Origin of the sequence: Mesobacillus maritimus, assembly GCF_023715205.1 — a bacterium.
Classification (GTDB): Bacteria; Bacillota; Bacilli; order Bacillales; family Cytobacillaceae; genus Mesobacillus_B; species Mesobacillus_B maritimus_C.
The window spans coordinates 1-13624 of sequence record NZ_JAMBNR010000036.1 but is presented as its reverse complement, the minus strand read 5'-3'; the positions used below and the strand labels follow the sequence as shown (position 1 = coordinate 13624).

The window sequence follows — 13624 nt, the reverse complement described above, 5'->3', positions numbered from 1 at the left end:
ATCAAACTCTCCAATAAAGAGTATGAGTAAGCTCATAAAATAAAACGTTGGCTCATGTTTTTCTATATTAATAGAAGAAACATGATTATTATTGATTGTTGACGCTTGTTTGTTTAGTTTTCAAAGAGCAATTTTCTTATCGCCTTAACAAAAGCGACTTTTCAATATTACCATGATGCCACCCGTTTGTCAACCACATTTCAAAAGTAGTTAACGTTTATTGAAGCGACTTCTATATAATAATCTATCTATTAGATAACGTCAACCCCATTTTCAAAACTTTTTTTAAGCGCTAGTTAAATCTCATACTTTACCGATATATCACTCTAGTTTTTGATAAGTGCTTTTAAAAAGAATATGCTGCAGCCAAAGTAAACAGTGCGCTTCAAACATAGAACATATGTAAATAAAAAAACAACCGCCAAGCTTTTTACTTGGCGATTGTTTATATTAAGCATACATCTTATCTTCTTCTTGTCGAAAGAAACTTTTCATCGCATGGAATACATCGGCTTTCTGCTTGAGGATAAAATGGCGGAATTTCTCATCTTTGATGTTTTTATAAGCGGACATTAACGTCGAGTGGCGGTTATATTGATTTACTTCCCCGTAACCAAACATATTGGATACTTCCATTAATTGTTCAACTAGTTTAACACAACGTGCGTTGTCTGATGTTAGATTGTCTCCATCAGAAAAGTGGAACGGGTAAATATTAAACTTCTGCGGATCGTATTTGGTGTCAATTAACTCTAGGGATTTGCGATATGCTGATGAACAAATCGTCCCCCCGCTTTCACCTTTTGAGAAGAAGTCTTCCTCTGAAACGACTTTGGCCTCGGTATGATGTGCAATAAATTCAATTTCAACCGTCTCATATTTTGAGCGTAAGAACCTTGTCATCCAGAAAAAGAAACTTCTGGCCATGTACTTTTCCCAGAGTCCCATAGAACCACTTGTATCCATCATAGCTAGAACAACCGCTTTCGAATCTGGTTTAATAACCTCATTCCAGGTCTTAAATTTTAAATCTTCCCGGTAAATCGGATGGAAAGATGGTTTCCCTCTCATAGCATTACGTTTGTAAGCTGACATCATCGTCCGTTTTTTATCAATGTTCCCCATTAAACCAGTTTTCCGGATATCATTGAATTCAATGTCTTCAATCACATCCTCTTGATTTTGCTTACGTTGTAAGTTAGGCAGTTCCAATTGTTTAAATAAAGCTGCTTCCAATTCCATAATTGATACTTCTGCTTCATAGTAGTCTTCCCCTGCCTGATCTCCCGCACCTTGACCTTTACCAGGGGCTTGTTGCCCAGATCCATCACGTGCAACGACATCACCAACTTGGCTATCCCCATTTCCCTGACCGACATGTTTATTCTTATCATAATTATAGCGAATTTTGTATTCATCTAGGGAACGGATTGGAATCTTGACTACCTCCCTGCCGTTTGACATCACGATGCTCTCTTCAGTAATCAGATCAGGAAGATTACTTTTGATTGCCTCCTGAACCTTTTCCTGATGACGTTGCTGATCGTCATAGCCTTTTCGGTGGAGGGACCAATCTTCCTGGGAAATTACAAACTGGCCGTTGTTTTCTTCGGTCATTTTCGAACCCCTCCTATACTTTTATTATCACATTTTGGCTTAAGCTATCATACAATAACTCGGATGCTAAAAAGCACATAAAACTGTGATTACTCTATCTTATGCAAAGGACAAAAATAATTTACAAATTATTTAGACAATTCATCCTCTATTTTGTCTCCTGGACAAGCCTGTTTTCTGTTTGACTTCATTTAAAAAACGAAGTTCTCATGTTATAAAGCATATTGGGAATCGTTCGTTTCTAATAAACTAAGTATCGTACCTTCTCACTAGTAGTATTACATATGTTGAAGTCTGAAGATAAGGCTCTATTCGTAAAGATGGTTGTTAAAATCCTAAAGCCGATTTTAACGCAGAATAAGCCATTTTGTTCGTTCATACTAAGTTTGCTGGCTCTTTTCTTCTGTCTTAGAAGTTACCTTCCAGTGAAAATAAAGCTGATTTTTTTCATTTTATCTTTAAAGTTTGAGAAAAGAGCCAAAGATAAAGAAAGGAACCTGCAATTGAGTTGCAGATTCCTAAAAAGACTTTTAACGGTTCAGCAGGCTACCTACATAGCGAAGCAATTCATTTGCTGATGTGGAGTTATATCCATGCTCGTCAATAAGTCTAGCAACCACTTCATTAACTTTCTTCAGTTGCGTTTCATCAGGTGTCTTCGTTGATGTTGTAATCTTGACAACATCTTTTAAATCAGCAAATAGCTTCTTTTGAATCGCTTCTCTTAAACGATCATGTGAATTATAATCAAATCTCTTTCCTTTACGGGCATAAGCCGAAATGCGAATAAGAATTTCTTCACGGAATGCCTTTTTCGCATTTTCAGAGATTCCGATTTGTTCTTCAATGGAACGCATCAATTTTTCATCAGGATTAATTTCTTCTCCAGTCAGTGGATCACTCAACTTCGCCTTATTACAATAGGCTTCAACATTATCTAGATAGTTATCCATAAGTGTTTTTGCCGATTCTTCATAAGAGTAAACAAAGGCCTTTTGAACTTCTTTTTTAGCGATGTCATCATATTCTTTTCTAGCAACTGAAATGAAGTTTAAATACCTTTCACGTTGTTCCTGCGAAATCGAAGGATGCTGGTCTAAACCTTCCTTTAGAGACCTTAATACATCTAGTGCATTAATCGATTGCATGTTTTTACGAATAATAGTTGAAGAAATCCGGTTAATGACATAACGTGGATCAATACCACTCATTCCTTCATCCTGGTATTCTTTCTTTAGCTCCGCTACATCGGCAGAGTTGTATCCCTCGACACTTTCTCCATCGTATAAACGCATCTTTTTAACAAGATCGATGTCCCCTTTTTTAGGCTCCTTCAAACGAGTAAGAATCGTAAACATCGACGCTACCTTTAATGTATGTGGCGCAATATGGACATTTCCAACATCACTTTCACGTATCATTTTTTCATAGATTTTCTCTTCTTCTGAAACTTTTAAGTTATACGGAATCGGCATAACAATGATCCGTGAATGAAGCGCCTCATTCTTCTTATTCGAGATAAATGAGCGGTACTCAGTCTCATTCGTATGAGCCACAATTAGTTCATCCGCAGAAATTAAAGCAAATCTACCAGCTTTAAAGTTACCTTCCTGTGTAAGTGAGAGTAGATGCCATAAAAACTTCTCATCACATTTAAGCATTTCCTGAAATTCCATCATCCCTCGGTTCGCTTTGTTTAACTCACCATCAAAACGGTAAGCTCTTGGGTCCGATTCTGAACCATATTCAGCAATGGTTGAGAAATCAATACTACCTGTTAGATCCGCGATATCCTGTGATTTCGGATCAGACGGACTAAAAGTTCCAATTCCAGTTCGCTTATCTTCAGAGAAGAAAATACGCTCTACACGGACGTCTTCAATTCTTCCTCCGTATTCTTGTTCCAATCTCATCATATTGAGCGGAGACAGATTCCCTTCGATACGTATCCCATATTCATCGAAAAAGTCTTTACGAAGATGATGTGGAATTAAATGAAGAGGATCTTCATGCATTGGACACCCTTTGATTGCATAAATTGCACCGCGATCTGTAAGTGAATAGGCTTCAAGTCCCCTTTTAAGCATTGTAACGAGTGTTGATTTCCCCCCACTGACCGGACCCATTAAAAGCAAAATCCGCTTTCGAACATCTAATCTCTTCGCTGCTGGGTGAAAATATTCCTCGACTAGTCGTTCTAGGGCCTCTTCTAAACCAAATAATTGAGAATTAAAAAATGTATACTTTTTCTTGCCTTTTTCTTCTTCAATCCCAGCGTCTTTAATCATATTATAAACCCGTGAATGCGCCGACTGTGCTACCCATGGCTGTTCTTTGACAATCTCCAGATACTCCCTGAATGTCCCTTCCCACCTAAGGTTCTCTTCTTCCTCACGATACTTCTCAATTTTTTTTAATATCTCCATAAGGACCTCCCTGTCTAGCGATTATCGAGAGACGATTAATATACCTTATGCAGGAAGGAAATTGAACATGCCAACAACATCAATTCTCTAGAAAGATAGATGAAAAAATCTTCCCATTTCTTCACAGGTAGCTGGCTTTAGGCTATAATAAAATATAAGTATTGGAAATTGGACAAAGGGGGCTTACATAAATGAAACTTATATTGATTATTGGAGTTTCAGTCGCTTTTCTTGCGGCCATCTTCACAGCAGGTTATGAAGATAAGCCAGGAGTAACAAAAAAATAAAATCCACATACAAAAAAGAAGCCGCATTCATTGCAGCTTCTTTTTTGTTTTGCTTTTTCCCTAAGTGGCTACCGTATGAATTAAGCAATCTATCCGTTCTGTCGTATCCGCCTTTACCTTACCTTAAATCCATTTTTTGTTTTTGAACAAAGTCCTTCATGTACATGCGCGCTTTTTGACCTAACATATCAACCATTTGTCCTGTCCAAGTATCTTCACGCTTACCTGCTGTCCGTTCTTTATAATACGTAGAAATAATTTGATTATAGTCTTCTAATTGCCTTTTAAAAACATCTTCATCTTGTTGATATTCATTTTCCATATATACATGTTCTAGAGGAAGACGCGGTTTTTGATCATTGATTTTTGCAGGATAACCTACAGCTAGTCCAAATAATGGAATCACATATTCTGGAGTTTTGAGGATTTGCTGAACATCTTCCAATTGGTTACGGATTCCACCAATATAACAAATCCCTAAATCCATTGATTCAGCTGCAATTGCTGCATTTTGTGCTGCAAGCGCGGCATCAATCAAACTTACCATAAACTTCTCGGTACTTTGTAGAGCGGGAGTCACATCTTTATTTTCCATTGCAGCACTAACTGCTATCCGATTTAAATCAGCACAAAAGACAAAGAAATGCCCGTTATTGGCAACATAAGGTTGATTTCCGACTACTTCTGCGAGCTTATCCTTCTTTTCTTGATCGGTGACACCTATAATAGTATAAGCCTGGATAAAGCTAGAAGTAGAAGCAGACTGAGCACTTCGTACAATTGTCTCCACCTGTTCTCTCGAGAGCTTTCTGTCTTGAAAACTGCGAACAGACCGATGATCGAGTATTGTTTCAATTACCTGGTTCATGTTAATCCTTCCTTTCCTACTTATGTATTGATTATTTATATGTATGTATCTACCTATCGATAGACAGGGGAGGACCAGTTTAGTCCTCCAGCCATTAAAATAATTTAGGGTAATCTTGTTGGCGTAATGCTTCATAAATTAAAACGGCCGCTGTATTGGATAAGTTTAACGATGGTACATTGTCATTCATTGGAATTCGAAGACATTGTTCCTTGTTCGCCTCAACTAAATCTTTCGGCAGTCCGGTCGTCTCTCTTCCAAAAATAAAGAAATAGTCTTTATCTGTTTGACTATAGTCAAATGTTGTATGTGGCATATGGCCATGTTTCGTGAGATAGAAAAACTCTCCACCTTCATATGCAGCAAAAAAATCATCTATTGAGTCATGATAGACAATATGAACAAACTCCCAATAGTCTAAACCAGCACGTTTCAATTTTTTATCATCCATTGAAAAGCCAAGTGGGCGGATAAGATGTAAAATCGCCCCGGTTGCTGCGCAGGTCCGCGCTATATTGCCAGTATTAGCTGGAATCTCTGGTTGGTATAAAACAACATGAATTGCCACTTATTTCACCTCAATATAATTCTAGTTGTTATTATACCACTAACCTGATTTCCAAGCCTTTATTGATCATCGAGAATCGTGAAAAACTTATACTTTATATTGGAGGTATACGCTGTGGAATCCTCATATGCCCAATACCGCATGCGACTATTCGTTGTGTGTGCGTTAACCAGAGGCATGCCTTGCGCATCTTTCGCTGTAACAATTGTTGTATGGTCAAAGCGTCCATCTCCCTGAAAATCGTAACAAATAACGTCTCCGAGCGATAGTTGACTAGGCTCTTTAACCTCTTTTGCTCTTAAACCGGTCTTAGAACTAGGCAAATACAACCTCATTGAATTGGCCACCGACCAACTATAGCTCCAATTGTTACTCCGCATCCACCACCCCTTTGACCGATTGGCGTACCCATGCATTGGAGCACCACCAGCATGCACACACTGTGAAATATAATTGGTACAATCAACCTCAAAACTTTTATAAGCTGGGTTGTAATCATTCCACCAGCGCTCAGCATATTGAACAGCCCGTAAACGATCATAACGAAACACTTTGCGCTCTTCTTCCCCATCGCTATTCTCTATCCGATCAATTACATTCGTGTTCTCGACGAGCATTTCCTTTTCTTTAGACACTCCTAAAGAATCAAAGCTTAGCTCTTCATCAGTAACAAGCACTCCTTTATAAAACTCCGCTTTTCGATTTTCAACCCTTTCCTCAATAAAAAAACTGTTCTGTTGTTTGATTAAAAAGTTATAGTGAACTTGGTAAAATACTTCCTCACCCTCCTCGTTCTTTCCTTCATTCGTAATCTTTCCTTCTGCCTTTGTCTTGACGATTTCTGCACCTCTATTTGAACAACTTTCCTTTGCCTTTTCTATAAAAGGGCAATCATGAAGATTGTTTCTAGCTTGTGAAACATATTGCCGGACACGTTGTTCCAATAGATTTTGAAGCTGTTCTCTCATCCAACCACTCCTTTCATCACATATGTATGAAGCCAGTATGGTTTTCAGATATAGAAAAGGCTGGAATACCAAAAAGAAAACTCAGGTAATTGACAGACGCTTAGTAAGAACATAGGTTTTAGCGTTAGAAAATTAAGCAAGTGCACTGATTTTTTTGGAACAAAAAAACACAGCTGCAAGCTGTGTTTTTTCATCGCTTTACTTCTAAATATTGCAATCCATTTCGGACTTCAATTAAAACTTGCTCGTCTTTTTCATTTTCAATAGCTTGAGCCAATGCAGTTTCCGCTTCTTGACCACCAATTTTACCGAGTGACCAGGCAGCTGTCCCTCGTAAAACGGGGCGCGGATCTTCCTTTAATACTTTAATCAAATCAGGAACCGCTGTTTTATCTTTAAAGTGAGCGAGTGCAATTAGGGCATTTCGTTGAATAGGTTTCCTGCCACGCCACGAACCTGATACAGGACCATACTTTTCTTTAAATTCACGATTACTTATATGAAGGATTGGTTTTAATAAAGGCTTTGCAATCTCGGGGTCTGGCTCTGTCTCATCATGAAAATGAAAATCCTTTCCTTTATTAATGGGGCAAGCTGTTTGACAAGAATCACAACCATAGAGGCGATTACCTAATTTATCTCTAAATTCTTCCGGCAAAAAACCTTTCGTTTGCGTTAAAAACGCAATACATCGTTGGCTGTTTAATTGCCCCCCTTGAACGAGAGCACCAGTTGGACACGCTTCGATACATTTCGTGCAACTGCCGCACTGATCCTCCATAGGAGAGTCTGGTTCAAACGGAAGGTTTGTAATCATCTCACCTAAATAAACATACGAACCGAACTCTGGAGTGATAATGGAACAATTCTTTCCACTCCAGCCTATTCCAGCACGTTCTGCCACAGCACGATCAACTAACTCTCCAGTATCGACCATAGACTTAAACTTTGCTTCAGGAACTCTTTCAGCAATATATTCTTCGAGAAGCTTTAACTTTCTTCTTAAGATATGGTGGTAATCTTCTCCCCAAGAAGCTCGACAGAAAATCCCTCGCCTTTCTCCTTTTTTACTGACCACCCTAACCTTCATCTTTGAAGGATAAGCAACAGCAATAGCGATAATAGACTGCGGATTTTCAAAGATTAAATCTGGGCGAACCCTTTTTTCAATATCTGGTTCCTCAAAACCGGACTGGTAGTTTAGCTCTTGCTGTCTAATTAATCGATTCTTCATCTCAGTAAAAGGAGACGGGGACGCAAACCCAATTTTGTCAATTCCAATTTTTTTGCTATAGTCTATGATATCTTGCTTTAACTGTTTTATGTTCATAGGTACGCCTCCTTTCAACATCGAACTCTATGTCAGGCATGTATTTAATAAGTGCATAAGTATTATGATAAACTATTTTAAAGGACTTTTGGAGGTGGAATCGTTGGAAATTATGATTTCCAGTGAGTTATGCCGATTGGTTCCAGGCTTTACTGCCGGAATCATTCGTTATCGAAACATTGAAGTTGGGCCATCCCCACAGATGTTAAAAGGTCGACTTCAGTTATTTCAAGAATCAATCTATTTTGATTTAGAAGATAAAAACCTTACCGAATTCGATGGAATAAAAGAATGGCGTCAAATCTTTAAGCAAGTTGGGAAAGATCCTAATCGGTATCGTCATTCAGCAGAAGCACTTTATCGGCGAATCAAAAAACAAAACTATCTTCAATCCGTACATAGCGCAATTGATACCAATAACTTTTTCTCATTAAAGTATGAAGTACCAATTGGGATCTACGACATGGATAAAGTTAACGGAGATATTGAAATCAAGATTGGGAATGAATCAGAAGAGTATATTGGTTTAAATGGTAGAGTAAATTCATTAGCAAATTTAATTGTTTCAAAAGATGAACTTGGACCATTTGGCAGCCCTTTTGTTGACTCTGAGCGAACAGCCGTCAGCACAGAAACAAAAAATGCTTTGCAGATTATCTATCTCCGTCCCTCCCTTGACAGCAATGAAAGCCAAAAACTAACAGAGTCGCTAATGAATATGTTTTTACAAATTCACGGTGGTGAAGGTCACTTCACAATGATTGGATGCGAATAGCATCCTTTTTTTGTTCAGCTCTCTTGTAAGACAATTCACCCTTATAGATGATAACAAAGTCTTTGTCTCGGGTAGCGTCTAAGAGAAACAGGTAAGCAAAATTACCTTATCCTAATAGTCATTTTTACGATAACTAACGGCGTTAAATGAGAGATGCTCTTATATTTCAACGTAAAGCTACCCAATGATTAAGCTAAACATATGCCTACTCCCCATATAAACATAAAAAAACGCAACACTTCGTTCCATATTGAACGAAATACTGCGTTATTATCAATTATGTATGGAGCGGGTGATGGGAATCGAACCCACTACATCAGCTTGGAAGGCTGAGGTTTTACCAGTAAACTACACCCGCATAGTTAAAATACTTTATATGTTGTTCCCTTGAACAATTAATATAATACATCTTTTCCTTATTTAAGTCAAGCTAAATTTGTATATTTTTGTCGAAAAACTTTTTAGTTGTGGAGAAACAAACCCGATTATTTACGAACAGGTTCTTTCACTTCATTAGTTTTTTGACAGTAAGAAACAAAATAATCAATGCAGAGAGTGAAAATGTTAAAAGCTTAACAACTTAATAATTCAATCAACACAATCACATATCGTAATAAACGGTGGTGGCAACATGCTGTATATGTTTTAAATAAAAAACCCCCTTGCTACACAAGCATAGCAAAGGAGGTTTTTAGAAGTCTATAATGAAAGTTTAGTATAACCGCATGTGATTTTATTTTAGTTCTTTTGAACCCAAAACTTAATTAATGAACCTTCATTCTCAGTATTTAAGATGGTATGCCCTGCATTATTAGCCCAAGCAGGAAGGTCATTTAAAGCACCTTTATCGGTAGCTTGAAGTTCAATCACTTGACCACTTTCAACCGAATCAATTCCTTTTTTAAGTTTAATAATTGGCATTGGACAAGTTAAACCAGCTACATCCACGACTTTAGCTACTTTTATCTCAGTCATGTTTTCTTCAACCTTCGGCTCACTCTCGACTTCTCCACGATCATTCGTATCAAATGCTTGCTTAATATTACTTCCAAATACTCCAGAATACGTTTTCCAACCACCATCCACATTTTTCACGTTAAATCCGTGGTTTTTGAGGATACGTGTTGCTAGATATCCACGCAAACCCACTTGACAGCTCACATGGATCGTCTTATCCTTTGGCAGTTCCTCTAATCTGTCTCTTAATTCATTTAACGGTATATTAATAGAGCCATCGATATAACCGAATTCCCGTTCAACCGGCTCACGTACATCAATTAATACTCCACCTTCTGAAACAATTTGATCGATTTCATGCCATTGAACATGAGCTAATTCTCCATCTAATAGATTTGTTGCAACATAACCAGCCATATTAACAGGATCTTTAGCCGATGAGAATGGTGGCGCGTAAGATAATTCTAGATTCGTAAGGTCTTCCACTGTCAATCCACCCTTAATAGCCGTGGCAATAACGTCAATCCGCTTGTCAGCACCATCCATCCCTACAGCTTGAGCACCAAATATTTTTCCAGTTACCTGATCAAACACTAATTTCAATGCGATTGGTGCTGCTCCAGGATAATAGCCTGCATGGGAATTTGGATGAATATGAACGACTTCATAAGGTACCCCTAAGCGTTTTAGTGTTTTTTCATTATTTCCTGTAGCAGCAACAGTAAAGTCAAATACTTTTGCAATTGAAGTACCTAATGTTCCTTGATATTTTTCCTGTTTGCCCATCATATTATTGGCTGCAATACGACCTTGTCGGTTAGCAGGGCCAGCTAGCGGAATCATAGCTTTTTGCCCATTAATATAATCCACCACTTCAATTGCATCCCCCACAGCATAGATATCATGATTTGAAGTTTGCAGATATTCGTTTACAACGATACCACCACGTTCACCAAGTTCTAATCCAGCATTTTTCGCAAGCTCATTTTCTGGTCTAACCCCAATTGAAAAGATTGTCATATCTGTAGTAAATTCTGTTCCATCAGATAAAATTACTTTCTTTCCTTTATCAGCAAAAGACTGAACTGCTTTTTCCAAAATAAGGTTTACACCTTTATCCTTTAAATGGTTATGCAAAATACTTGCCATTTCAAAGTCAATTGGTGCCATGATTTGATTCGCCATTTCAACGAGAGTGACTTCCATTCCTCGATCAACTAGGTTTTCTGCCATTTCAATCCCAATAAAGCCCCCGCCCACAACAACTGCTTTTTGCGGATTTTGCTGATCAACGTAATTTTTAATTTTATCTGTATCAGGAATATTTCTCAAAGTAAATAACGTTTCATTTTCATTTAATCCAGGAATTGGTGGAACAATTGGCTTCGCACCTGGTGATAACAATAACTTGTCATATGTTTCGTCATAAACCTCACCAGTTTGAAGATTTTTAATGCTAACTGTTTTGGCCACAGGGTTAATGCTCATTACCTCACTTAAATTTCGAATATCAAGCTTAAACCGCTCAGACATCCCTTCAACCGTTTGAACTAAAAGCTTGCTACGATCTTTAATCGTCTCGCCGATATAATAAGGCAATCCACAGTTTGCAAATGAAATATGCTCCCCTCGTTCAACCATAATCACCTCTGCATCTTCACTAATTCTTCTTAATCTAGCTGCTGCTGTTGCTCCGCCTGCAACTCCACCAACGATAATCACTTTTTGTTTCATTTATATAGTCCTCCTAAATGAGTAATTTTGTTTAAAATTAATTGGAAACTTAATTTCTGTCATTAATATACCACGAGGGGTATATTAATGACCTATATAAATTTGACAAAATGGTTACAGTTAAAAACTGTTTTGTTAGATCATATTTAGACTCGAGCTAGAACAACACTCTAGACTCCCTAACGCTATGAAAAAAAAAGACCTTCCTATTGGAAAGTCTTTTTTGAAGATACCGGTGGTCGGGGTCGAACCGACACTCCTCACGGAACACGATTTTGAGTCGTGCGCGTCTGCCAATTCCGCCACACCGGCATAATATGGAGGCGGCAACCGGATTCGAACCGGTGAATAAAGGTTTTGCAGACCTTGGCCTTACCACTTGGCTATGCCGCCTTATTATTTGGAGCGGAAGACGGGATTCGAACCCGCGACCCCAACCTTGGCAAGGTTGTATTCTACCACTGAACTACTTCCGCATATATGGCTGGGCTAGCAGGATTCGAACCTGCGCATGACGGAGTCAAAGTCCGGTGCCTTACCGCTTGGCTATAGCCCACTATTATAATATTCAATAACGAATTAAATTGTGAATATAAATGGGGCGATCGATGGGAATCGAACCCACGAGTGTCGGAGCCACAATCCGATGCGTTAACCACTTCGCCACGACCGCCATAAAATTTGGCAGGGGTAGTAGGAATCGAACCCACACTGGAGGTTTTGGAGACCTCTGTTCTACCTTTAAACTATACCCCTATAAATGAAAGCTATATTAATAAGTGAATGGTGGAGGGGGACGGATTCGAACCGCCGAACCCTGAGGGAGCGGATTTACAGTCCGCCGCGTTTAGCCACTTCGCTACCCCTCCATTATATCACAAAAAACTATCAGTAAAAAGTGAATGGTGGCTCAGGACGGAATCGAACCGCCGACACATGGATTTTCAGTCCATTGCTCTACCGACTGAGCTACTGAGCCAAGACATAAATTATTAAAATTTAAAAACAATATGGCGGTCCGGACGGGACTCGAACCCGCGACCTCCTGCGTGACAGGCAGGCATTCTAACCAACTGAACTACCGGACCAAAAACATTTTGCTTTTTAATATTTGGTTGCGGGGGCAGGATTTGAACCTGCGACCTTCGGGTTATGAGCCCGACGAGCTACCGGACTGCTCCACCCCGCGACAATATTATTTACATAGTTTGTATTATGCTTTATGTTAGCATTAACTGTCCCGGTCTCAGAAAGCTTAATCAAGCAGCAGCTCGACCGGTACAACTCGCAGTTATTTCAGTGAAGAAACGCTCGTTGCTCCACCCCGCGATAATCTTATTTACATAGAATTGTTTGTCTTCTATGTTTTATGGTGGAGGATGACGGGCTCGAACCGCCGACCCTCTGCTTGTAAGGCAGATGCTCTCCCAGCTGAGCTAATCCTCCACATTAAAAGTAACTTTCTCTTAATAAATTAATATTAAGGATAGTTATTTTCGCTATCGCGAAAAAACTTTGGTGACCCGTACGGGATTCGAACCCGTGTTACCGCCGTGAAAGGGCGGTGTCTTAACCGCTTGACCAACGGGCCATCGATAATGGCGGAGAGCAAGGGATTTGAACCCTTGATACGCGGTTAGCGTATACACGATTTCCAATCGTGCTCCTTCGGCCACTCGGACAGCTCTCCATAATGGCTCCGCAGGTAGGATTCGAACCTACGACCGTTCGGTTAACAGCCGAATGCTCTACCACTGAGCTACTGCGGAATAGATAGAAAAATATTTTTCTGCCTGGCAACGTCCTACTCTCACAGGGGGAATCCCCCAACTACCATCGGCGCTGAGAAGCTTAACTTCCGTGTTCGGCATGGGAACGGGTGTGACCTTCTCGCCATCGTTACCAGACAAATTTAAAAGACAATTATTATTATAATATCTTTTTAATATTTTTCAAGAGGAATTTTTTTTGTTCCCTCAAAACTAGATAATGTTTGTAAGAAGTAAAGTAAATTGAGTATCGTTGTCTAGCTACGGCTCCTAACTTCTCGGCCGTTTCAATCCGTCCAAACAAATCCAAAATCGGGATTTGCAT

General features: G+C 39.1%; 8 protein-coding genes, 15 tRNA genes and 1 rRNA gene. 1 reads left to right on the top strand and 23 read right to left on the bottom strand.

Features of this window, described 5'->3' with window-relative positions; all coding sequences use genetic code 11:
• Positions 1–450 precede the first annotated feature (450 nt).
• The 6 genes from yhbH to queG form a co-directional block, all read right to left on the bottom strand.
• A complete protein-coding gene (yhbH, locus tag M3182_RS25415) occupies positions 451–1617 on the bottom strand; it encodes a sporulation protein YhbH (RefSeq protein WP_251437557.1) in 1167 nt (388 codons plus the stop codon).
• 530 nt (positions 1618–2147) lie between these two features.
• Entirely contained in the window at positions 2148–4043 is a 1896-nt protein-coding gene (locus M3182_RS25410; protein WP_251437559.1) for a PrkA family serine protein kinase, read from the bottom strand.
• A gap of 405 nt (positions 4044–4448) precedes the next feature.
• Positions 4449–5198, bottom strand: coding sequence for an oxygen-insensitive NADPH nitroreductase (gene nfsA / locus M3182_RS25405; protein ID WP_251437567.1), 750 nt, complete (start codon positions 5196–5198; stop codon positions 4449–4451).
• Between the two features lie 94 nt (positions 5199–5292).
• Positions 5293–5766 carry a tRNA (uridine(34)/cytosine(34)/5-carboxymethylaminomethyluridine(34)-2'-O)-methyltransferase TrmL gene (trmL, locus tag M3182_RS25400; protein WP_251560606.1) on the bottom strand — a complete coding sequence of 158 codons (474 nt, stop codon included), beginning with the start codon at positions 5764–5766 and terminating at the stop codon, positions 5293–5295.
• A gap of 59 nt (positions 5767–5825) precedes the next feature.
• On the bottom strand, positions 5826–6734 hold the full coding sequence (locus M3182_RS25395) for an amidase domain-containing protein (RefSeq protein ID WP_251560604.1): 909 nt from the start codon (positions 6732–6734) through the stop codon (positions 5826–5828).
• A gap of 190 nt (positions 6735–6924) precedes the next feature.
• Positions 6925–8064 (bottom strand): tRNA epoxyqueuosine(34) reductase QueG, encoded by a 1140-nt coding sequence (gene queG / locus M3182_RS25390; protein ID WP_251560602.1) that lies wholly within the window; start codon positions 8062–8064, stop codon positions 6925–6927.
• A gap of 103 nt (positions 8065–8167) precedes the next feature.
• On the opposite strand from queG, the gene M3182_RS25385 reads away from it, so the two are divergent.
• Positions 8168–8839 carry a B3/B4 domain-containing protein gene (locus M3182_RS25385; RefSeq protein WP_251437581.1) on the top strand — a complete coding sequence of 224 codons (672 nt, stop codon included), beginning with the start codon at positions 8168–8170 and terminating at the stop codon, positions 8837–8839.
• Positions 8840–9123: 284 nt separating this feature from the next.
• On the opposite strand, the gene M3182_RS25380 is transcribed toward M3182_RS25385, so the two are convergent.
• The 17 genes from M3182_RS25380 to rrf form a co-directional block, all read right to left on the bottom strand.
• Positions 9124–9197, bottom strand: a tRNA-Gly gene (locus tag M3182_RS25380).
• 380 nt (positions 9198–9577) lie between these two features.
• Positions 9578–11530 carry a CoA-disulfide reductase gene (locus tag M3182_RS25375; RefSeq protein ID WP_251560601.1) on the bottom strand — a complete coding sequence of 651 codons (1953 nt, stop codon included), beginning with the start codon at positions 11528–11530 and terminating at the stop codon, positions 9578–9580.
• A gap of 230 nt (positions 11531–11760) precedes the next feature.
• Positions 11761–11842, bottom strand: a tRNA-Leu gene (locus tag M3182_RS25370).
• A gap of 6 nt (positions 11843–11848) precedes the next feature.
• A tRNA-Cys gene (locus M3182_RS25365) sits at positions 11849–11923 on the bottom strand.
• Between the two features lie 8 nt (positions 11924–11931).
• Positions 11932–12006, bottom strand: a tRNA-Gly gene (locus M3182_RS25360).
• Positions 12007–12011: 5 nt separating this feature from the next.
• Positions 12012–12086, bottom strand: a tRNA-Gln gene (locus M3182_RS25355).
• 41 nt (positions 12087–12127) lie between these two features.
• Positions 12128–12203 (bottom strand) — tRNA-His (locus tag M3182_RS25350).
• 9 nt (positions 12204–12212) lie between these two features.
• Positions 12213–12286 (bottom strand) — tRNA-Trp (locus M3182_RS25345).
• A 28-nt stretch (positions 12287–12314) separates the two neighbouring features.
• A tRNA-Tyr gene (locus M3182_RS25340) sits at positions 12315–12399 on the bottom strand.
• 34 nt (positions 12400–12433) lie between these two features.
• A tRNA-Phe gene (locus tag M3182_RS25335) sits at positions 12434–12509 on the bottom strand.
• Positions 12510–12541: 32 nt separating this feature from the next.
• Positions 12542–12618 (bottom strand) — tRNA-Asp (locus tag M3182_RS25330).
• Positions 12619–12642: 24 nt separating this feature from the next.
• A tRNA-Met gene (locus M3182_RS25325) sits at positions 12643–12719 on the bottom strand.
• A 181-nt stretch (positions 12720–12900) separates the two neighbouring features.
• A tRNA-Val gene (locus tag M3182_RS25320) sits at positions 12901–12976 on the bottom strand.
• 70 nt (positions 12977–13046) lie between these two features.
• A tRNA-Glu gene (locus M3182_RS25315) sits at positions 13047–13121 on the bottom strand.
• An 8-nt stretch (positions 13122–13129) separates the two neighbouring features.
• Positions 13130–13220: transfer RNA gene (locus M3182_RS25310), tRNA-Ser, on the bottom strand.
• A gap of 4 nt (positions 13221–13224) precedes the next feature.
• Positions 13225–13299, bottom strand: a tRNA-Asn gene (locus M3182_RS25305).
• Positions 13300–13321: 22 nt separating this feature from the next.
• Positions 13322–13437, bottom strand: a 5S ribosomal RNA gene (gene rrf, locus M3182_RS25300).
• Positions 13438–13624 lie beyond the last annotated feature (187 nt).

Bases quoted from the DNA above. Each gene is read 5' to 3' on its own strand.
- yhbH (WP_251437557.1), bottom strand. From the start codon at position 1,617: ATGACCGAAGAAAACAACGGCCAGTTTGTAATTTCCCAGGAAGATTGG.
- M3182_RS25410 (WP_251437559.1), bottom strand. From the start codon at position 4,043: ATGGAGATATTAAAAAAAATTGAGAAGTATCGTGAGGAAGAAGAGAAC.
- nfsA (WP_251437567.1), bottom strand. From the start codon at position 5,198: ATGAACCAGGTAATTGAAACAATACTCGATCATCGGTCTGTTCGCAGT.
- M3182_RS25395 (WP_251560604.1), bottom strand. From the start codon at position 6,734: ATGAGAGAACAGCTTCAAAATCTATTGGAACAACGTGTCCGGCAATAT.
- queG (WP_251560602.1), bottom strand. From the start codon at position 8,064: ATGAACATAAAACAGTTAAAGCAAGATATCATAGACTATAGCAAAAAA.
- M3182_RS25375 (WP_251560601.1), bottom strand. From the start codon at position 11,530: ATGAAACAAAAAGTGATTATCGTTGGTGGAGTTGCAGGCGGAGCAACA.